Annotated in this window: 24 protein-coding genes and 2 pseudogenes; 6 read left to right on the top strand and 20 right to left on the bottom strand. The window is 40.4% G+C overall.

Features of this window, described 5'->3' with window-relative positions:
- Positions 1-53: 53 nt before the first annotated feature.
- Positions 54-1505 carry a phospholipase D family protein gene (locus J4N40_RS07745; protein ID WP_182039452.1) on the top strand — a complete coding sequence of 484 codons (1452 nt, stop codon included), beginning with the start codon at positions 54-56 and terminating at the stop codon, positions 1503-1505.
- Between the two features lie 58 nt (positions 1506-1563).
- On the opposite strand, the gene J4N40_RS07740 is transcribed toward J4N40_RS07745, so the two are convergent.
- The 16 genes from J4N40_RS07740 to J4N40_RS07665 form a co-directional block, all read right to left on the bottom strand.
- Positions 1564-3222 carry an autotransporter assembly complex protein TamA gene (locus J4N40_RS07740; protein WP_250654471.1) on the bottom strand — a complete coding sequence of 553 codons (1659 nt, stop codon included), beginning with the start codon at positions 3220-3222 and terminating at the stop codon, positions 1564-1566.
- A gap of 336 nt (positions 3223-3558) precedes the next feature.
- On the bottom strand, positions 3559-4023 hold the full coding sequence (locus J4N40_RS07735) for a DUF2846 domain-containing protein (RefSeq protein ID WP_005377099.1): 465 nt from the start codon (positions 4021-4023) through the stop codon (positions 3559-3561).
- A gap of 169 nt (positions 4024-4192) precedes the next feature.
- Positions 4193-4819 carry a LysE family translocator gene (locus tag J4N40_RS07730; RefSeq protein WP_006741500.1) on the bottom strand — a complete coding sequence of 209 codons (627 nt, stop codon included), beginning with the start codon at positions 4817-4819 and terminating at the stop codon, positions 4193-4195.
- A gap of 327 nt (positions 4820-5146) precedes the next feature.
- The gene (locus J4N40_RS07725) at positions 5147-5773 is read right to left on the bottom strand and encodes a LysE family translocator (protein WP_064354013.1); all 627 of its coding nucleotides are present in this window, start codon (positions 5771-5773) and stop codon (positions 5147-5149) included.
- A gap of 129 nt (positions 5774-5902) precedes the next feature.
- Positions 5903-6256, bottom strand: coding sequence for a DUF1428 domain-containing protein (locus tag J4N40_RS07720; protein WP_017821465.1), 354 nt, complete (start codon positions 6254-6256; stop codon positions 5903-5905).
- Between the two features lie 97 nt (positions 6257-6353).
- Complete coding sequence (locus tag J4N40_RS07715; RefSeq protein WP_047102724.1) at positions 6354-6959, bottom strand: hypothetical protein; 606 nt, start codon at positions 6957-6959, stop codon at positions 6354-6356.
- Positions 6960-7040: 81 nt separating this feature from the next.
- On the bottom strand, positions 7041-7337 hold the full coding sequence (locus J4N40_RS07710) for an antibiotic biosynthesis monooxygenase family protein (protein ID WP_033907479.1): 297 nt from the start codon (positions 7335-7337) through the stop codon (positions 7041-7043).
- Positions 7338-7480: 143 nt separating this feature from the next.
- Positions 7481-7768 carry a putative quinol monooxygenase gene (locus J4N40_RS07705; RefSeq protein ID WP_005377083.1) on the bottom strand — a complete coding sequence of 96 codons (288 nt, stop codon included), beginning with the start codon at positions 7766-7768 and terminating at the stop codon, positions 7481-7483.
- Positions 7769-7896: 128 nt separating this feature from the next.
- Positions 7897-8538, bottom strand: coding sequence for an alanine--tRNA ligase-related protein (locus J4N40_RS07700; RefSeq protein ID WP_017821461.1), 642 nt, complete (start codon positions 8536-8538; stop codon positions 7897-7899).
- A gap of 142 nt (positions 8539-8680) precedes the next feature.
- Positions 8681-9226: a GNAT family N-acetyltransferase gene (locus tag J4N40_RS07695; protein ID WP_017821460.1), complete on the bottom strand. Its 546-nt coding sequence runs from the start codon at positions 9224-9226 to the stop codon at positions 8681-8683.
- Positions 9227-9479: 253 nt separating this feature from the next.
- Positions 9480-10043: a sugar O-acetyltransferase gene (locus J4N40_RS07690; RefSeq protein WP_053306980.1), complete on the bottom strand. Its 564-nt coding sequence runs from the start codon at positions 10041-10043 to the stop codon at positions 9480-9482.
- 143 nt (positions 10044-10186) lie between these two features.
- Positions 10187-10528 (bottom strand): RDD family protein, encoded by a 342-nt coding sequence (locus J4N40_RS07685; protein WP_005377079.1) that lies wholly within the window; start codon positions 10526-10528, stop codon positions 10187-10189.
- Positions 10529-10741: 213 nt separating this feature from the next.
- Positions 10742-11350 carry a pyridoxamine 5'-phosphate oxidase family protein gene (locus tag J4N40_RS07680; protein WP_005389306.1) on the bottom strand — a complete coding sequence of 203 codons (609 nt, stop codon included), beginning with the start codon at positions 11348-11350 and terminating at the stop codon, positions 10742-10744.
- Positions 11351-11493: 143 nt separating this feature from the next.
- Positions 11494-11895 (bottom strand): putative signal transducing protein, encoded by a 402-nt coding sequence (locus J4N40_RS07675; RefSeq protein WP_005377076.1) that lies wholly within the window; start codon positions 11893-11895, stop codon positions 11494-11496.
- Positions 11896-12454: 559 nt separating this feature from the next.
- Complete coding sequence (locus tag J4N40_RS07670) at positions 12455-12820, bottom strand: T6SS amidase immunity protein Tai4 family protein (RefSeq protein WP_053306977.1); 366 nt, start codon at positions 12818-12820, stop codon at positions 12455-12457.
- A 152-nt stretch (positions 12821-12972) separates the two neighbouring features.
- Complete coding sequence (locus J4N40_RS07665) at positions 12973-13494, bottom strand: GNAT family N-acetyltransferase (protein WP_033907474.1); 522 nt, start codon at positions 13492-13494, stop codon at positions 12973-12975.
- Positions 13495-13721: 227 nt separating this feature from the next.
- Between J4N40_RS07665 and J4N40_RS24610 the strand changes: the two are divergent.
- Together J4N40_RS24610 and J4N40_RS07660 are read left to right on the top strand one after the other, a co-directional pair.
- Positions 13722-13829: pseudogene (locus J4N40_RS24610) on the top strand (type II toxin-antitoxin system prevent-host-death family antitoxin); the annotation flags it as partial.
- Positions 13803-14009, top strand: a pseudogene (locus J4N40_RS07660) (type II toxin-antitoxin system RelE/ParE family toxin); the annotation flags it as partial. The pseudogenes J4N40_RS24610 and J4N40_RS07660, both read left to right, overlap by 27 nt.
- A 191-nt stretch (positions 14010-14200) precedes the next feature.
- Here J4N40_RS07660 and J4N40_RS07655 read toward each other — a convergent pair.
- Entirely contained in the window at positions 14201-14503 is a 303-nt protein-coding gene (locus tag J4N40_RS07655) for a hypothetical protein (protein ID WP_033907473.1), read from the bottom strand.
- Positions 14503-14814, bottom strand: coding sequence for a type II toxin-antitoxin system YafO family toxin (locus J4N40_RS07650; RefSeq protein ID WP_198039106.1), 312 nt, complete (start codon positions 14812-14814; stop codon positions 14503-14505). The genes J4N40_RS07655 and J4N40_RS07650 overlap by 1 nt, the downstream gene beginning before the upstream one ends.
- Before the next feature lie 491 nt (positions 14815-15305).
- Between J4N40_RS07650 and J4N40_RS07640 the strand changes: the two genes are divergently transcribed.
- The 3 genes from J4N40_RS07640 (at position 15306) to J4N40_RS07630 (ending at position 16616) form a co-directional block, all read left to right on the top strand.
- Positions 15306-15557, top strand: a complete 252-nt coding sequence (locus J4N40_RS07640; protein ID WP_226975280.1) for a PAAR domain-containing protein — start codon at positions 15306-15308, stop codon at positions 15555-15557.
- Positions 15508-16029 (top strand): hypothetical protein, encoded by a 522-nt coding sequence (locus tag J4N40_RS07635; protein WP_064354020.1) that lies wholly within the window; start codon positions 15508-15510, stop codon positions 16027-16029. Before J4N40_RS07640 ends, J4N40_RS07635 begins: the two co-directional genes overlap by 50 nt.
- 110 nt (positions 16030-16139) lie before the next feature.
- On the top strand, positions 16140-16616 hold the full coding sequence (locus J4N40_RS07630) for an immunity protein YezG family protein (RefSeq protein ID WP_064354022.1): 477 nt from the start codon (positions 16140-16142) through the stop codon (positions 16614-16616).
- 202 nt (positions 16617-16818) lie between these two features.
- Here the strand turns inward: J4N40_RS07630 and J4N40_RS07620 are convergent, their stop codons facing one another.
- Both J4N40_RS07620 and J4N40_RS07610 read right to left on the bottom strand, forming a co-directional pair.
- Entirely contained in the window at positions 16819-17184 is a 366-nt protein-coding gene (locus J4N40_RS07620) for an OsmC family protein (protein WP_226975281.1), read from the bottom strand.
- A gap of 197 nt (positions 17185-17381) precedes the next feature.
- Positions 17382-17915, bottom strand: a complete 534-nt coding sequence (locus tag J4N40_RS07610) for a DUF6817 domain-containing protein (RefSeq protein WP_104975378.1) — start codon at positions 17913-17915, stop codon at positions 17382-17384.
- Positions 17916-18234: the final 319 nt, after the last annotated feature.

The raw sequence follows: 18234 nt of genomic DNA, 5'->3' as shown, positions 1-18234 counted from the left end.
TTCGCTGGCTTTTTTCATCCTTATTCCTTGAACATAATTAGGAAGGTTTACTCATGTTTCCTAACGCCCTTCGTGCTCTGCTACTCTTTATCTTCGGCGCGCTGTTGGTTGGCTGTGCCCAGCCCTACCCTCAAGTTGAACCGGATTTTGAAGCCAATTGGCAAACTACTCAGCATCAATCCGAAGTTTACTTAATTCCTACCGCTCCAGAAGCCTTTGCTCGTCGTGTTGAACTGGTAAGAAACGCTCAGCAAAGCATCGATATGACTTACTTTTCTTGGGAGAGTGACACGCTTGGTTTGATGCTACTCAATGAACTCAAACAAGCAGCAGATCGAGGTGTGCAAGTTCGACTCACTCTCGATGACTTATTAGTGTTTAACGAGAAATGGCTTGCTGATCTCAGCGCTCACGACAACATTCAAATCCGTTTATTCAATCCGTTTGATTCACGTAAGTCAGGTTGGATTGGTCGCGCCGTCAACTTCTCTACTCACCAACAACGTTTGGATAATCGTCTGCACGAGAAGTACTTCAACGTCGACCATCAATGGATGATTCTAGGTGGACGCAACATTGGCGACGACTATTTTGGTTACAGCCGTAAAGCCAACTTCTTTGATATGGATGTCTTGTTCAAAGGCAGCATTATTCGAGCGTTCGACCAGAACTACCAACAACTTTGGGACAGCGAGCATGTCACGCCAATAGAAAACATCGTTAACGTTACCCCAAACTATTCCGCGTTTACTAAAGCGCTTAATAAAGGTGAGAAAGACAAAAGCACCATTCAGGCGGAAGTTGAAAAACAGGTTAAACACCTGACCAGTCCCGACTTCATTGCTGCGCAAGTCACCCCCGTTTTCGACTCATTAGACAAGTTAGAAAACAACAAACCCTACTTTAGAAAACATGCAGAACACCAAGTTTGGCAACAAATAGCCACTGCGTCTAAAGCCGTGATATCAACGCCTTATGTGGTACCAAGTGATGGTGAATTTACCTTTATTGATACCTTGATGGAGCAAAAAGCGGACATCACGTTAATGACGAACTCGTCTGCATCTAATGATTCTGGCTTTATTCCGGCTTATTACGAGGAGCACCGCCAAACCCTGTTGGATAAGGGCGTTCATATACTTGAGTACAAAAACCAAGCGAAAAATGACGACCATTACTTCCACGCGGATACTTATTATCACAACAAGACGGTGATACTCGATGAGCGGCTGACTTATATCGGCTCATCAAACTTCGACCCAAGATCGGACTTCCTCAATGTGGAATTTGGTGTGTTGGTCCAAAGCGAAGCTTTTGCAGAACATGTCATGCACTACTTAACTCGACAACAAGATGAACTGTTTTGGCGAGTATCTCGAGATAGACAAGGCCAAACTCAGTGGCAATCAATGAATGAGATCCATACTAAGAATCCAAACTATGGTGGATGGCATAAGGCACCTAACTGGATATTCAAGAGACTGAATGGTGAGTTCGAACTCTAAACAATCAAGACTTAAAAAGGCTCTCTATCTGCAAGGATGAGAGCCTTTTTAATCCCCGCTAAAACTGCGTTCCGAGCGAAAAGTGAACGCGGAATTGGTCTCCTTGAGGAGCATCTAAACCGTAAGCAAAATCCACTTTGACGGGCACGTATTTTGAATTCCATATCAAACTCAAACCTGTACCACTTTTCCAATCCACCTTATCGTTGAAGGCATCACCAACATCATAAAATGCCCCAAGCCACAATTGGCGGTAGACCTGATATTGATATTCCAGCCCAGCAGTAAACATGTAACGGGCACCCGTTAAATCGCCATTCTCATCTCTAGGAGAGATAGACTCATAACCATAACCACGAAGATTGCCATCACCTCCCGCAAAGAAGCGTAACGAGGATGGAATATCGCTCAAAGTGTCAGCGACATTAATACCGACATTATAACGAAAGTGAAACTTGTGTTTTTCACTAATATCCCATGACAGAACACTATTGCCCTCAACACGCAGCAAACGAGAATCGGAGAAAAAATTAGGGTCTGAGTATTCCAATGAGTAGACGTGACGGTGCTTTACTTCTAATTGATCGTTCTTGCGATCAAGCAGTGAAAATGTCACCCCCGGTAATAACAACTGTGATTCGTTATTCTCCGACGCTTGTTGATAACTTTCTTGCAAATAACGAACGTGCATGGTGCTTTGCCAATCACTGTCTAACTGCCAGTGTTTTTCAAACGATAAATCATTAGAAAAACTCGATGTGTCTCGATAGTCGACATGCTTAGATTCAAACTGAATCCCGTAGTAATCCGTTAGAACATTTTGGGTGGGAATTTTGTAACCAAGTAATAGGGATTGTTCCGGTTTGGAAGCGTACGCTTGTGCCTCAAAACTGTGTCCACGTGCGTTATACCAAGGCTTGGTCCAGTTTAGCGAAGCGCGCAACCCCAAGTCTGTCGAATAACCTCCACCGACTTGCACAATATTGCGTGAATTCGGCTCTGCGAGTACTTCTATCGGCACCTTATAGCCATCGAATACCTCCTCGAAATCCGCTTTCACAATCACACTACGAAACCAATCAGTACTGGAGAGATCGGCCTGATATTGACTCAATTTCAAAGTATCAAAATCGTCGCCCCGCTCAAATGTTCTCATCGCTTCTATTCGAGCCGTTTCAATACCCGACGTAAGGACAGACAGCTCTCCAAATTGGTAACGAGAACCACTAGAGAAATGCAGATTCACATGGGCTTGATTCAAACTTGGAATGACTTCCAAAGACGATTCGATAAAACGTCCATCCAAGTAACCTTTTTGCTGAGCCAATGAAATCAAGTTTCGCTTTAGCGTATCGTACTCAGAATGAAGCAACGGCTGCCCTTGTTTAAGTTGAGCTTGATTAATTAGTTCGATGAAATCTTGATCGTTACTGGCCTCTCCCGACACAGCAATATTAGATTTTTTGACCAACATAACCTCCCCCGCGTCAACCTCAAGCGTGATGAGATCATTCTCTGATCTCCGAACATTGAGCTCGGAATGATAGTAGCCATAAGGGTTTAACGCATTATTAACCATCTGCGTTAGTCGATTTGAGGTAATGTTTGAAACAGAGAGTTTCGTTAGTGGTGTAAGGTGACTTTCAAGATTTTTCTCTAATATTGGTGTTAGCCCTTTGATTTTAAATTGCGCTCCGAGTGCATGATGTAAAGGCATAGAAGCTAAAACTGATATACCTATTATTTGTTTAATGAGAGGAGACACACCGCTACCTAGTTTAGCAATACACTCGACAAGGTTAATGATGGAATGGCATATCTGTTAATCGCGTTTGTAGGATTGCTCCCTACGAAATCCTCTCGAAAATTCACGTTTCACAAGTCGATTCTTTGAACAATAAGTGGGCTCAAGCTAGGAGGTGGCAAATCATGCGGTCTGAAATAGGTATACTGTTTGCCAAAAATACAAAACCCAACGCTGAATGGATCTCATCAAGCGTTGGGTTACATTGATAATGTGTTTTTTAATCTAAAAAGCGGTCTGTTTGTAAAACTAGATCGAAGAACAGTTTCCTTTTTCTGCCATGTCGACTTTTAGTACTTCTGCTTTACCTTTGCTTTCGTCTACGAGTTCTACGCCCGCACCACCAACAAATACACCCATTTTAATGTATTGATTAACGAAATAATTACGGCCCTCTTCCGTTAAGATAGTTAAGTGATTTTCAGAAAACTCAGACTCTGTACTTACTTGATGTTCTTTATTGCCTTCGACCTCATGGTAGAAGAATACACCAGGAGCGGTTTCACCAATACATTCCCCATCGACGTAAACATACTTTTTAAGTGCTGCTCCGACAAAAGCATCTTCTCGGTAAATGTAAATCCCTGCGTTCCCCTTTTGAGGTGCTTCAAATGATTTCATTTGATTTGATACTGTCGAATCAACAGTAGGAACAGAAGCACAACCTGACAAACCCAAAAGGAATGCGGAACACAGAATTACTTTATTTTTCATGTTATTAACCTAGCTACGATAAAATCGCGCCAACCATACTATAAATAAATACGTTCACTTATTGGTATTTTTGAAATTTGTGATTCAACCTATGCAATAGCACTCATTTAGCGTATAGATTGAGCAAACATTAGCCATATAATAATCACGAGAATAAAATGCCCTGTATCTAACGATCACTAAATGCCACTTTACTCGCTAGACTGATAAGTAGAATACCTGAAACACCTTCAAGAGTTCTTGAATAACGCTGAGAGTGTGGACGACTAAATACCCAATTACCCACAGAGGCGTACAAAACGTTACATGTCGTCGCAAGTACGCTGAACAGCAAGCCAAGTACTAATAATTGCATTGATGTTGAGCTTGCAGACGTATCAATAAATTGAGGCAGAAACGAGAGAAAGAATAGCGCTACTTTTGGATTCAAGACGCTGACGATAACTCCCTGAACAAACACATTTTTATTATTATCAACATTTTTGTTTTCAACGATTTTATTTTCTCCACGCCACATGGACAGTAATGACTGAACACCTAAATAAACTAGGTAAGCGGCCCCTAACCATTTAACAACGCTAAAAGCCAAAGATGAACTCAGAATTATTGCTGACAAACCTAAACATGCCGCTAGTGTATGAAAAAAGTAACCTACACCAAGCCCCAGAGCCGCTTTCAGCCCAGCAGATAATTTACCTTTCATTGTATTGGAAACAATATAAATTACATCAGGTCCAGGAATCATGTTGATAGCGAGACAAGCGACAACAAATAATAATAGTGAGTTTGAATCCATTCTTTTCTCCAAATTAACGTCTTGCGGGATAACATTTCATCGAACTACAAGTAATGCAACGTCCAGGTTTCAATTGGTTATATTTAGTATTAACAACACGTTACTAATACTACAGCACTGCGCGAAGAGCACAATCATGAACAGTGATACGAATTAAATTATGGGCCTTTGTTAGCCCTTTGAATGATAATATTTAGCATCGTTTGGTTGTAAGCTTTTTCTAGCCAGCAGCTCTTATGGAAGTTAACAAATCGGCTACTTAGTATACTTAATAGACCGTCAAATCAGATAGATTATCTATTCTTATTTCTTCAAGCCTTTTTTGCTTCATTTTCCTGCCTCACTAAGCAGCAACTTAATACTTGCTACACCAAAAAATAACGCGAACACGCCTTCAAAAACTGCTTTGGATCTGAGATAGGTTTGCCTGACCTTTTTATACGCGAAAAGAAAAGCATAGCCAAAGAAAACCAAAGCACTAACCAGCCCTACAACAAAAATGACCGACAACAATTCCAACGGACTGGCCGTAGGAGGAACCCCTATCGAATAAAGCGCACCAAAAAACAGAATAGCCTTTGGGTTAGTTAAGTGAATTAACACTCCGGTTAAGTAGTTACCCTTCTCTGTCGTTACGTATGTTTTGGGTAACTTTAGCTGCTCGATGTTGCAGGCAGAATGTACGGACTTTAAAGCCAAATATAAAAGATAAAATGCCCCACAATATCTAAGAATTTCAAAAAGCCAAACATTGCTATAGAGTATGGTTGCGAGACCAAAAGCGGCTGAGGTTGACCAAAATAAAGACCCCGTTAAAACACCTGCAGCCAAATACCCACCAAAGCGCCGACCGTGGTTCATTGACGTGCCTGCTATCGCAAGAGTTGCAGGTCCGGGGCTAGCGATGGCAGCGATAGCTGATACGACAATCAGTGAATAATTTATCTCTTCCATTTTTACTCTAAGCCTCCAAGTGGAGTTTTATCAACACTTATCGCGGAATACTCTATTGAACGTACATCAGAAGCGTAATACTGATTAAAACACCAAGTGTCACGAATCGAGTTGAGATTCTTTGGTATTTTACTGCTCCAAAATAACATCAAATCCGCCATAAATGAGACGCTTTCCATCAAAGGGCATTGGGTTATTGTCTGGACTCATTCGAGGATCACCCATGATCCGCTGCCACCCTGAGTCCCGAACTTCTTTTGAAGGCCAGACTACCCACGAAAACACAACGGTTTCGTTGCTTTCAGCGTTAACTGCCATGGGAAATGATGTGATCTCACCATCTGGTACTTCACTCCCCCACGTCTCAACAACCTTTAAGGCCCCAAACTCCCTGAACATTTCTGCTGCTATTTTTGCGTGTGCGATATACTTTTCTTTATTCGCTGTCGGCACTGCAGCGACAAACCCATCAATGTATGACATAAGTAAACTCCTTTCATTGGAGTTATAACCATAGCTCAATAAAAAGAATGCACATGATGCCAAACCATAGAAGCAGGTACGCAATACAGCTTGAGAGCTACATTCCTAGCTTGGACTTTATATGCATATTTGAAAGGTATGTGTTTGGATCAAGCTTGGTTAGCATATTTATAATCTCCAAAACACTCGAATACTCAATACGTTCCTCTTCAGCATGCCCGATCCCACCTATTGTAAAGTGAGTAAAGCGGTAATCACGATAAACGTTTTGCAGCTGGCTAGAAATATCTTTGAGTAATCTTTTACTGAGGGCGAATGCAGGGTATTCACTACTTTCTGAAAGCTCTGCTGTAGAGCCAATAGATACAATATTGCATTTATCGTTAAGTGAACCTAAAGCGTTAAGCTCATTGACTAAATTAAGATACCCAATCGGGCCAACATTCATAAACTCAATCAGTTCGTTTGTTGTCAATTCTGAAGACTCTCCCCACATGGACGCCAAATAAACGATGATGTCAAACTCTACACCTTTGAAGCACGTATAATCTGGTTTTTTACCGGGATCAACGTCAATACAAACAGAGGCGACTCCCCCCTCAACTAGCTTTGATCTAGAAATCGCATAAATTTCTGTACCCTGTAAGTTCGTAGCCAAGAACCTTCCTAGCCCTTTACTACCTCCAACGATTAAAATCTGCATAACCCTATTCCTTGGTTAAGGTTGTCTTTCATATTGTCCGCCAAACTGTTCATTAGGCATCACTTTAACGTTTCTATTGCCCTACTTAGTTCTATCTTCAATTTCATCGAATGGTTCAACTGAAATACGCTCTGCAATTTCACTCATCTTCTTCATTTTTTCTGGGTTACTAGTTCCCCAAAACCGCTCCCAGTCTTCACGTGTTCGCCACTTGGCAATAGTTAAAACCTTTTCCGGTACATCGTAAGAACGAAGCATAAAACTACCAAGCGCCCCTTCTACTGACTGATGAATTGAATCTGTCGTCGAACGCCATATATTTTGAAACTCATCCATTTTTTCACTTGGCACACGCCATTCATACACAACTCTAAACATAACACTTCCATTAAAATTTCTAGATTTAATACGGCAAAGTATTAAGAACACTAAGCCAGGTGAATAGCTGAATAAAGCAACATAGTAGAGCGTAGAGCAACATGAAAAGCAAAGTGTAAACGCTCTAAATCACTCCGATTCTATTAGTCATGCACACATTCAAAGATTTCGTATTGACGTTTAACATTGGCAGTTACTTTTCCCCAATGTGAGGCTTGAACTCTTTCCTGATGTTGCTTAAAAGAGGCTTTGTCGACGAACTCCTCATAGACATCAAAACGAAACGGATTAGTCGAGCTTTGAGTCACAAGAAAAGTAAGGCAGCCCGGCTCTTCTAACGTGAGCCTTTTGTGAGTTATTAACGCATGTTTTACTAATTCTAGATCCTTTTCCGGAACTAAAATAAAGCCTTTCAATGTTACTTTCGACATATCATCCTCTCGCCCCTGTTAAGAAGTAGCCAACACGCCCTCAATCTCAACCATCATATCGCAAATGTGAATCTCACCATGAATTAAAATGCCACGTGTTAGGAATCTATTTCTAATGCCCTATCGACTTACGAGCATAAGGTTATCTCTACCCTTTCTTTGCCTTTACCGATGTTCTTGCGTTTTAATTGAATTTGGCCGACTTCTGATGTGCGCTTTAAATGAGTGCCACCGCAAGGTACTTGCGCAAACCCGTCCACTCTCCAATACCTTCTTTCACTCTCTTGATCGGAAAAGTCACTAATAATAACTGAATCAGAGTTAATCAAATCTTGCACATCAGTTTCAATTTCTTTCAATAGCGGGCCAATATTTTCTGACCACTCGAAATCTATGCGACTCTTATTTTCAGAAATATGCGCGCCTATCTTAACAATGCCTTCCCGGCGCTGATAAAACATCTCAAGCACCACTTCAGCCGCAAAGTGTAGCTTCATTAAGGCGTATCTACGCTTCCAATCAATATTCGTAGTTACAATGTCACCAAGAGTAAAATTTGGAGAGGATTCCAATGTGTAAATAAGTCGAACACCTAACTTTTGAGCAATCAAAACCGGAATACCATTAATCGTTCCTTCATCACTCTCTTGGCCTCCAGACTCTGCAAAGAAGATAGTCTGGTCCAATTCAACCTTATTTCCGTCTACATTGGTCACTCTTGAGTTAAGTTCTGTTTGGTAGGGATTAACCCAAAATAATTTCTCGCTCATGCTGCTATCCTTGCAGTAAGTCCTATCCTTGATAGTACATTCAGTGACCACCAAGTCAATTCAAGAAACCTCGCCGTCAAGTGTAAGGCTGTGTATTGAGTACGAGCAGGCTAGATCTATTAGATGCTTTTAAGGCCGGGTACTAAACGCTGTCCAGGGGTTTAGCTAACAACCCGTAAATTGCTGAATCTGAGACTACTCCATTCACTTCCCAACGCTGCCTTAGGAAACCTTCCTTTATAAAACCTAACCGTTCCAAGACTTTACCTGAAGAAGCATTGTCTGGATCTATCTCAGCCTCGATTCGACGTAGATTCAGTGTTTTGAATGCGTGTTCGATTAATGCAGTTCCCGCCTCTAATACAATGCCTTTACCCCAGAAATGACGACTAACGCCAAAGCCAATTTCTGCGCGCCTAGACTCTTTCACGTGATTAAACAGCATTATCTTACCCAGAAGTTGGCCATTGCTCTTTAGGAAGATGCCTAGTGTCACTTCTGTATTGCTATTCATGGCCTGTGTACTCTTGGCTATAAATGTCCGCGCTTCTTCAATTGAAACCCAAGGGCCAGTGTTCCAATATTTCATGACCTCATGGTCTGAGAAGATATCAAACAATTCGCTTGCATCATGTTCAACTAGCTCTCTTAGAATTAATCGTTCCGTTTCAATCTTTGTTACTAACATTTAGGAGTCAGCCTTTTGGTTTGTTATTGGTGACGAAAATCCAATAAAAGTGTGAGACACGTAATACAAATGATTTCGTGTGAGACTTTTAAACAAGCTCAACGCACGGTAAAAGCGCCACGTGTAACGACTCTATATTGAAGCAAATTTTAGACATTCAAGTGCGTCAACAAGTAACCGTTGAACGCATCAAAGCTAGGGGTGAGTTGATCATAAATCCTAAACTCAGGCTCAAAATAGTCCATATACTTTATTATCGCTTAGTGACGATTTCCTTCAGTACTCTGGCTGGGTTACCACCAACAACGACATTGTCTCCAAAACTCTTTGTAACGACTGCGCCAGAGGCTACTACCACGTTGTTCCCAAGTGTTACGCCAGGGTTGATTACGGCATGGCCACCTATCCAACAATTGTCACCAATGTTTATGGGCTTTGCTAGCTCTAAACCACTGTTCCTCTCGATAGGATCTAAGGGATGAGTCGCAGTATAAATGCCAACTTGCGGCCCAAGTAAACAGTTATCACCAAACTTAACTTCCGCAACATCCAAAATCACACAACCAAAATTAGCGTAGAAATTATCTCCAACGTGAATGTTGGATCCGTAGTCGCAATTGAAAGAAGATTCAACATGAATATCGTCACCTGTTGTGCCGAACAAGTGCTTAGTTATTTCAACTCGCTTTTGTTTATGCTCAACAGAGGTCGCATTCAATTTTTCAGTTAGTAACCTAGCGCTCAACCTTAACTTTAATAACTCTTCATCACTTGGGTCATAAAGCTCACCTGCTAACATTTTCTCTTTTTCTGACATAAAACTTGGACTCCAATACCAATTTTCTTACAACGCTACATTAAGTATGTGAGTAACGCTACCACCTAAACGAGGTTATTTCACCACGAAAACAAAGCCCAACTTGAACCCAAGTCCTCAGCGCTATCAATTTTTTCAACAAGTTAGTGAACTACCACCACCGTTCTCACTAACTTATCACCGAGCCGTTGCCTCTTTTTACCAAGAATGAAAATTGAGTCAATAAAACCGAAGAATGGAGTAATAACATTTCGAAAGAGCGACTGAAAAATATTGCACTTTTTACCCGTTCTTGCACTTATAACTGCAATGCCCAAAAGTTTTTTACCCACACTTTGACCATTTGGTAAACAATCAGAAAAAAGGTAATACGATACAGTCGCAGTTACTGCTGTAGCGCGCACAAGCTCTTTTTCAATACCGATTTCTAAGCCGACCCATAAAACGAGAGTAAAAATGCTAAAACTGACAAAAAGATCAATCATTTGTCCAACACACCTAACTCCCGGACTAGCCAAAACGTAATTTTCTAGAGTAAATTTTTCTGCATTTTTCATTCTAAAATTTGGACTAACAATTGCTTATTGGTGAACTAACGCTATTGAGACAGTAACATCCCCACTAAACCTAATCCATACTTCCGCATAGTACGGTCGAACCTGATTTTTCTATCTTTTCAATATATTACCACGCTTGTTCTAAAGGCTAGATTGGTAATATTTCAACATCTCTTCTTGATTAAGCGCTTTACTTTCTAACTTTTGTTGATCTTTAAAGATTTGAGCTAATGAAGGGAGAATTGAGCGATTTACTTTATAGTCATCAGACCAAAGTTTCCCTCTCATCACCGCTTTCGCACAATGAAAGTACATACTCTCTATGACTATTTTGATAACAACCTTAGGATCTTTACTTCCATCGGGGCAAGCAGATATCAAGTTGGCGTCGGTGTGAATACTTGCGATTCCTTTAATACGGAGCACTTCATCAATACCATTTACCATCAATAACAACCCTACCTTGGGGTTACTAATGATATTTTTTAGACTATCGATACGATTGTTCCCCGAGCTATCAGGGAGCAACAATGTTGATTCATCTAAAACTTTTACGAAGCCAGGCTCCCCTCCTTTAGGAGAAAGATCGATATACCCTTGTGAATCAGCGGTACTTAGAACTGCAAAATGGCAGTTATTAATTAATGTAATCGCATGAACATCCAGCACAGGCAGCGCTTTATTTTTAGCTCTCGCACTTGGCTCTGCGTAAATTTCTTTTAACTGCTCTATTGTTTTAATTTCACTCATTCAATGTTATTCCTTCACTATCGTATAATGCTTTGCTTGTAAGCAAGCAGTAACTCTGACTTCTTGTATAGGCACTAGACCTAACTCATCGTAAAAATACTACGAGTACAAGTTGTCTCTTTAATGCCTTGTTATCTGAAGATTTAAAGTTTTTCACTAAACTCCCCACACTGCTTACACTTATAACCATGCTTGTAAAAAAACAGTGGAAAACCCAGTAAAATAAAAACTAAGAAAGCTGGGCGTTTACCTTTTGTAAATGCAAATAGATCTTTACTACCACATTTAGGGCAAACGTCTTTTTCTTCATCAACGTCAACTTCATTTCCCAATGATTCTGAGAAATCGCTACTAAGTATTTGTTTCGCATCTTCTGCATCACTTTCGGCCACCATCAGACGGACGCCGCCTATTGCATTTGAATAAAGCCACTGAGTATTTACCGTGTGCTCGTCAGCGATGTAACTTTCTATTCCGACACTATCTAGGCTTGCTCTCGCAATATGAGCTTCATGAGGAAAAGAAAACCTTGCTACTACAATCACATATTACTCCTGTGGGAAAACGCTCTCGTAACGTATAAGCAACGCTAATTGGAAATGCCATGTATGGTACGCTAGCCTGAACCGTTTGTTGTACCTAATCACCCAACCACAACTATTGAAACTACATCGACATCAAAACCATATGAAAAAATAACGGCAAACAAACAGCCACATGAGCCATGTCGGTGCTTGATACATTTTTCAACTTTATCACGAGCACGACCATAACCCACACTGTAGCGGACGCTAAGCCTAGATAATTATCTAAGTCATTGTAATAATCATACTTATCAAGGAAAGATAGAAAATTACTCTCTTTAGTTTCCACCGCCTTTCTAAGCACCTCATTTGCAATTGAGCAATAGTATTTCGAGAAACTCAGGAGAGTAAACTGAACGAGTGTTGCTACTATTAAAAATATCTTCATATTTACATCACCGCATAATGCCCCGCTAAGAGATGAGTAATTCAATACAGAAGCCACTAAAAATCATCTTAATCACTCAACGTATTGCGCCGTAAAAATACCACACGTTGCGAATCAACTTTGAGCAGTTTGTTATAACTCTGATTTCGCATTAATGTATAGCTTATGAACATCGTCTGAATTAGAAAAGTCTATACAGTAGGCCAATTTGATCACGTTACCATTTTTTGATTTGTAAATAGCCATATCATATTTTTCCAATAGCTCGCTAACCCCAAAGAATGACTCCAAAGGAAGCTCGGAAAACTCTCTGTAGCCTTGCATCGCCGTTATCGCATCTTTCGCAACAGCTGATCCTTTGTAATTAGTCGCAATGCAAGATGAGAGAGCGAAGTTTTTAAACAGTTGCTCATCGCTTTGAATACTTAGTGGATTCGCGGCCTCTCCTACACTACAAAGAGCAATACTTATGCTGGTTACTAGTACTCTACATTTCATAAATTAAACCTTTTGCTTCCTAAGAGTTACAGCACATTATTAAGGAGAGAGTATCACAATACAAAACTGCCCCACATCACTTAAATCAACTCATAGTGAAAATGCCATGTGTAACCACTCTTGTTGTGAACCAATTATTAGCCCACTACAGACTAATACATATACCCTAACCAATCTATATGACCAAAAGCCCAAGTTTTGCCGCTGATAGGTTTAACATATAAATCATCTAGTTGCTCTACAGCAACACCGTAATTTTTATGTTCGTGAACTCGCAACCAAGAACTTAGAGAGTTAAGGCGCTGATAACCATTAGCCAGATAAAAACGCTCCAAATCGGAGACTAAAATGATGAAGTCGACATCTTTAGTGGACGCATACTCGCTGAGTTGAGACAACATTGTTGTGCCAATACCTTGTCTTTGAACTGTGCTCTCGACACAAAAGTCACTCACACCTAATACTTTATAAATTTCATCACCAACGCGAACAGCTCTGTAGTCTAATCCCATGTAACCAACTAACTGATCACCTTCGTAATTCAGAACTCTCATATGCGGGAGTTGCTTATAGTAAGAGCGAGTAACTTGGTGTTCAGGAAACGACTTGTTTCTAAGAGCTTCAATTGCATTATGCTGCGCTTTAGATAACTCGATTTCTGGGTAAATATCCATATTTGACCTTTGAGTATTAATGACCTTTTGGAGTTGAGCAACGCAATACAAAAGCCGCCGCATACCGATTTAATCACTGAGCTCAACGCCCAGTTAATGCCACGAGTTGAGAATCAATATTAGACAGTTTGTTAGTTTACATTTCGCACGAATCACGCGATTTAATTAAATTGAACATTTCATGCGATACATTATGATCTAACTGTACACTCAATTGGGAACTGGCCATGCATACATTAACAGCCAATGATGCCAAACAAAATTTCGACGAACTACTTCTAAGCGCACAACGCGAGCCAGTAAAAATCAGCAAAAACAGTAAAGATACTCTGCTATCAGGGTTTCAGATGCTAGCTGATAATCCAGATTTAGGAAGAAGTTGTGACGAGATGTACCCAAATGGCTTTTATTTCCCGATAGGAAAACACACAGCTTATTTCACCAAAGAAGATAACTTTATCTTAGTTGTTGCTGTATTAGGTCAATCACAGCTACCCCAGAATCATCTGAAATAACACGATTTTCACCTTAGAAGCATAATTAGGGTGAGAGTTTATCCATGTAAACTAACGCCGCATTAAGGTGTGAGCAACGCTACCATGAAACTTAACCAGACCACCATAAAGACAAAACCCAACGATGGAGTGAAAAATGCCATGCGTTGGGAATCACTCTTAAATGCTTTGTTATTTGAATTTATTATGGGCTACTCTACTTCGATGAAATCATCATCACACTTACCACCATGTTGTTTCTTGTATTTTTCAAACTCTATATCTGTTTCTAAGTCACCAGTAGGCCAACCAGCATCTAGTTGTGTCAGCATGTCAGATATTGGCGACCAGCCGACAATATCTGAAGTCGTTTTATTCAACCAACATTTACCATCCCAGTATAAGTAGTCATACGAGCCAAAACCACTAAGATGTCTTATTGCAACTAAGTAGACACCAATTTCGCTAGGCTCTGTACCCTCAAACCATGTAGCTTTGATCTTAACTTTACTCATTATTTCTGATTCCTAAATGCTTCCACCTTATCAATTAACCAACTCATAGACTCGGGTCTTCTCGCCGGCGCATGAGCACCATCCACCAAGAAATCGATTATAAAGTAAGTATTGATGCATGTAGCATCCTCAGTATAAATTAAGACACTATCACTTGTATTAATATAGCCAAGTTTTAGCGTTTTAACTTTATCTAGTATATGAATATGCATTAACCCAACATCTTCTGCTGCAGGAGCTGGTCTATGATATGGGACTTCTTTACCAAAATATGATATCTGATGACCTTGCTTGTGACGGCTTAAAGTCATGAATTAATAAATCTAGGTCTTTGTTAAGTTTTCTTTCCTCACTGAGAACCCTAGTTACGTATACTTTGACCTCCATGTTTAAACCGTTTCTCTTTTATTTGACTTCTACAAATTCAGTGAAACTTTCACTTTGCCTATCTTTAGCACGCTCAAAGCTCCTTTTTGCTCTATTTATAGCAACATAATGAGAGGGGAAAGTTTCCTGTTTTTTCGCCTTAGATCTTGATTTTTATTTCATTTTTACTCCTTTAACGTTAAATATCTAAATCTAAATTCCAATAACGCTCTGTTAAGGTGTGAGCAACGCAATACAAAAGCCGCCGCATACCACCTTAAAAACTAAAACCAACGCATAGTGAAAATACCACGCGTTGCGAATCACTCTGAAACAGTTTGTTAGTTGATGTGACTTCAAATATTACACTAGCCACAGAATATAGATGCCTTATCAGGAACAATATATGCAACTCAATCTACAGTAAGGGGTGGCCATGGGAAAACCCACAGCAACAATAACATCAATGCACATCTGCCTCAAAGTCACCGCTAAAATTCCGCATGTGGGCGGCCCTGTTGTCGTTGGTTCACCCAATGTTAAAATTGGTGGGTTACCTGCGGCTCGAAAAGGGGACCGTCTTGTTTGTGTTGGTCCACCAGATTCCATAAGCCAAGATTCTAGTTTGGTGTTTATCAATGGAAAGCTCGCAGTTCGTATGGGGGCACGGAACGGCTCACGGCAGTAAAATAGTAATTGGAAACCCAACAGTGCTCGTAGGAGACAGTGGCAGTCAAGCTTCTACGCCAAAACCTAAAAGTGCTACAGGCTCTGCGACACAGACAAACTCACTAACTAATGATTCAGTTGGGAATATTCCCCGTGAGCAGAAACCAATTGTTAAGGTTAGTGCAGGACAAGCTTCAGGCATAAAAGGGAAACAGAGATCGTGGGCGATCGAACTAGAACCTCCTGAACCGAATACTCTATATGAGGTAACCTCAACTCATGAAGGAAGCCCAGTAACGTACACCTACGAAACCGACGCACAAGGTAGAACAATACGAATAACGGGGAAACTGCAAAAGTCTCCCATTAAAAATCAAGCTATGCGTGATAAACTGCACCGTAATTCATCTACTCAATCAAAGTATGGAGGGGATGACCCAAACTATGATGGTGGTCACTGGCACTTGATGAAGGAAAATACGTGGAAGTAGATATCCGAATTAAGTATGGTAAAGGAGAGACACAGTCCAAACTTATTTCAAAGTGGACTGTAAATGGTGGCTCCACCAATCGTTTGGTATTTAAGAATTAAGGTAAATTTATGTTTTCATCAGCGGAAGAAATTTATAACCATATTGGAGGAGCTATCTCGGAGGTGGTTCCCGAACAGTGGTGTGTAGCTTGGGTTGACATTGCTATGAACCTTTCTACTAGAGCGGTATATTTTCAAGACCGGTACTTAGTAGATGCTAACTCAGATGATGTGAAGGATCTCGACATCTATAGTTCTGATAACATTGAACTTGATGATGCCTTTAGTGACTTATTTGATTTAATGTCTAGTAAAGAACAGAGCAAGCCTTGGAATAAAGCTCGTTTTGTTGTTCATCCTGACGGTGATTTTAAAATTGAATTTAAATGGGATGAGGATTGGGCATGGTTAAGTTCATTAGCTCCAGATAAAGATATATATCCTGATAGCGAAACTATGCAATTAATTGAAACATGGGATGGCCTTGGTGAAAATGCTTACCGCCCTTGGTTTGATCCGGATTCAGCCATGTTTAAAAAAGACTAACACAAACTTTTAATAAAACTCCACAACCACTTACGAAATGAAGTAAGTGGTTGTGGCTTCAATCTAAAAGACCTAGCTTATCACCTAACGCCCAATTAAGGGGTGAGTAACGCAACACCTATGTCACAGCAGACCACCTTAATCACTGAACTCAACGCATAGTAAAAATGCCACGCGTTACGAATCCCTCTTGAACAGTTTGTTAGTTGCAATTTTTACCCACTTCAGCTGAACAAGTGATATCGATCGTAGGGCTCAACAGACAAACATGACAATGCTTTTCCACCGCTTCTCCTTGAGCTGATCGCAAAATGTCAGACTCCTTAAAACCACTGCCATTTACTGTAAAGTGTAAGTTTGCCGATTTATATAAACGAGGCTCTGATTCTGTTAGGGCGAAAGTAACCGTATTTTCTAGGCCTTTAACTTCAACACCTTGATCTTGCAGTAACAAGACGACATCCGTAGCACTCCATGAACCTAAAGCCGACAATAGAATTTCCGTTGGGCAAGAGGCTTTCTCAGTTGTAGCGTCAACATTAAACGTAAAGCCGTCTTCAGCTGACACTTTAAAACGACAATCACCATCCACTTTATATTAATACTCATACTTCCCTACTTTTTGATGTCACTATTGTTGATTGCACTTAACGCCTTATTAAGGCGTGAGCAACGCAATACCGAGTCCACCGCATAAAACCTTAATCACTAAATTCAACGCATAGTAAAAATGCCACGCGTTGCGAATCCCTCTTAAACAGTTTGTTATGCGAAATTCGACAATGCTGATTTGTACGCCTTTCTAGCCTCGGTACTTAAGTAGCTATCCATACCTTGGAACAGTTCAAATAGCTCAGCACCATATTTGAGTTTGAACTCTGCACTGCTATAAACAAGCTCTAACTCATTAGCGACCTTTAACTCGCAAAACAATTTCACCATTGCACTGTCGAGTTTGAATGTTGAACCAGTAAATCTGTCTTTAAATTGGATTTCTAGCACTTTGCCAAATTGAGGGAATACATACTTTCGGTCGCATGAGCAATACAAATAAACCAATGCTTCTTCATCATTACCAATAATTCGCGCTATTTCTTGGCGCTGGCTTAGCGACACCATATTTTCATCGAAATCCGCTGTTCCATACGCGGCATGAAAGAGACCTGCGATTTGAAGTAACTCGCTACTACCCCAGTTAATTAGAACTTGTTCAGTGCCTTTCAGGTGTACTTCCAATGAACCGTTAAGGTGCTTAAAGTCACCCGCTCCAAGTTCTTGAAGCATTCCAAATTTATCCATAAATCTCAATTCCCTTTAGGTCGCATAACGCCCTGTTAAGGTGTGAGCAACGCAATACCGACGCTTCCGCACAACACCTTAACCACTAAACGCAACGCATAGCAAAAATGCCATACGTTGCGAATCACTCTTAAATAGTTTGTTATGTAACTTTACTCAACCTGAGTTAACAAGCTCAGATTTTCTAGAAAAAAAGGATCGTATTCCAAAGTAAAACACTTCGCGAGTAAAGGAGACGTCTCATTCTTATAATTAATTGCGGGCTCATATTTTTTTACTAGCCTAGATACTTCAACGAAAGTGTCTGGTGATATAGAAT

Source organism: Vibrio sp. SCSIO 43097 (assembly GCF_023650755.1).
Classification (GTDB): domain Bacteria; phylum Pseudomonadota; class Gammaproteobacteria; order Enterobacterales; family Vibrionaceae; genus Vibrio; species Vibrio alginolyticus.
Note: the sequence above shows the minus strand (reverse complement) of the source record. Positions and strands in the feature narration are given on the sequence as shown.

What these genes read in the sequence shown, in the direction of transcription:
- J4N40_RS07745 (WP_182039452.1), top strand. Translation starts at nt 54, where the DNA reads ATGTTTCCTAACGCCCTTCGTGCTCTGCTACTCTTTATCTTCGGCGCG.
- J4N40_RS07740 (WP_250654471.1), bottom strand. Translation starts at nt 3,222, where the DNA reads ATGCCTTTACATCATGCACTCGGAGCGCAATTTAAAATCAAAGGGCTA.
- J4N40_RS07735 (WP_005377099.1), bottom strand. Translation starts at nt 4,023, where the DNA reads ATGAAAAATAAAGTAATTCTGTGTTCCGCATTCCTTTTGGGTTTGTCA.
- J4N40_RS07730 (WP_006741500.1), bottom strand. Translation starts at nt 4,819, where the DNA reads ATGGATTCAAACTCACTATTATTATTTGTTGTCGCTTGTCTCGCTATC.
- J4N40_RS07725 (WP_064354013.1), bottom strand. Translation starts at nt 5,773, where the DNA reads ATGGAAGAGATAAATTATTCACTGATTGTCGTATCAGCTATCGCTGCC.
- J4N40_RS07720 (WP_017821465.1), bottom strand. Translation starts at nt 6,256, where the DNA reads ATGTCATACATTGATGGGTTTGTCGCTGCAGTGCCGACAGCGAATAAA.
- J4N40_RS07715 (WP_047102724.1), bottom strand. Translation starts at nt 6,959, where the DNA reads ATGCAGATTTTAATCGTTGGAGGTAGTAAAGGGCTAGGAAGGTTCTTG.
- J4N40_RS07710 (WP_033907479.1), bottom strand. Translation starts at nt 7,337, where the DNA reads ATGTTTAGAGTTGTGTATGAATGGCGTGTGCCAAGTGAAAAAATGGAT.
- J4N40_RS07705 (WP_005377083.1), bottom strand. Translation starts at nt 7,768, where the DNA reads ATGTCGAAAGTAACATTGAAAGGCTTTATTTTAGTTCCGGAAAAGGAT.
- J4N40_RS07700 (WP_017821461.1), bottom strand. Translation starts at nt 8,538, where the DNA reads ATGAGCGAGAAATTATTTTGGGTTAATCCCTACCAAACAGAACTTAAC.
- J4N40_RS07695 (WP_017821460.1), bottom strand. Translation starts at nt 9,226, where the DNA reads ATGTTAGTAACAAAGATTGAAACGGAACGATTAATTCTAAGAGAGCTA.
- J4N40_RS07690 (WP_053306980.1), bottom strand. Translation starts at nt 10,043, where the DNA reads ATGTCAGAAAAAGAGAAAATGTTAGCAGGTGAGCTTTATGACCCAAGT.
- J4N40_RS07685 (WP_005377079.1), bottom strand. Translation starts at nt 10,528, where the DNA reads ATGATTGATCTTTTTGTCAGTTTTAGCATTTTTACTCTCGTTTTATGG.
- J4N40_RS07680 (WP_005389306.1), bottom strand. Translation starts at nt 11,350, where the DNA reads ATGAGTGAAATTAAAACAATAGAGCAGTTAAAAGAAATTTACGCAGAG.
- J4N40_RS07670 (WP_053306977.1), bottom strand. Translation starts at nt 12,820, where the DNA reads ATGAAATGTAGAGTACTAGTAACCAGCATAAGTATTGCTCTTTGTAGT.
- J4N40_RS07665 (WP_033907474.1), bottom strand. Translation starts at nt 13,494, where the DNA reads ATGGATATTTACCCAGAAATCGAGTTATCTAAAGCGCAGCATAATGCA.
- J4N40_RS07655 (WP_033907473.1), bottom strand. Translation starts at nt 14,503, where the DNA reads ATGAGTAAAGTTAAGATCAAAGCTACATGGTTTGAGGGTACAGAGCCT.
- J4N40_RS07650 (WP_198039106.1), bottom strand. Translation starts at nt 14,814, where the DNA reads ATGACTTTAAGCCGTCACAAGCAAGGTCATCAGATATCATATTTTGGT.
- J4N40_RS07640 (WP_226975280.1), top strand. Translation starts at nt 15,306, where the DNA reads ATGGGAAAACCCACAGCAACAATAACATCAATGCACATCTGCCTCAAA.
- J4N40_RS07635 (WP_064354020.1), top strand. Translation starts at nt 15,508, where the DNA reads ATGGAAAGCTCGCAGTTCGTATGGGGGCACGGAACGGCTCACGGCAGT.
- J4N40_RS07630 (WP_064354022.1), top strand. Translation starts at nt 16,140, where the DNA reads ATGTTTTCATCAGCGGAAGAAATTTATAACCATATTGGAGGAGCTATC.
- J4N40_RS07610 (WP_104975378.1), bottom strand. Translation starts at nt 17,915, where the DNA reads ATGGATAAATTTGGAATGCTTCAAGAACTTGGAGCGGGTGACTTTAAG.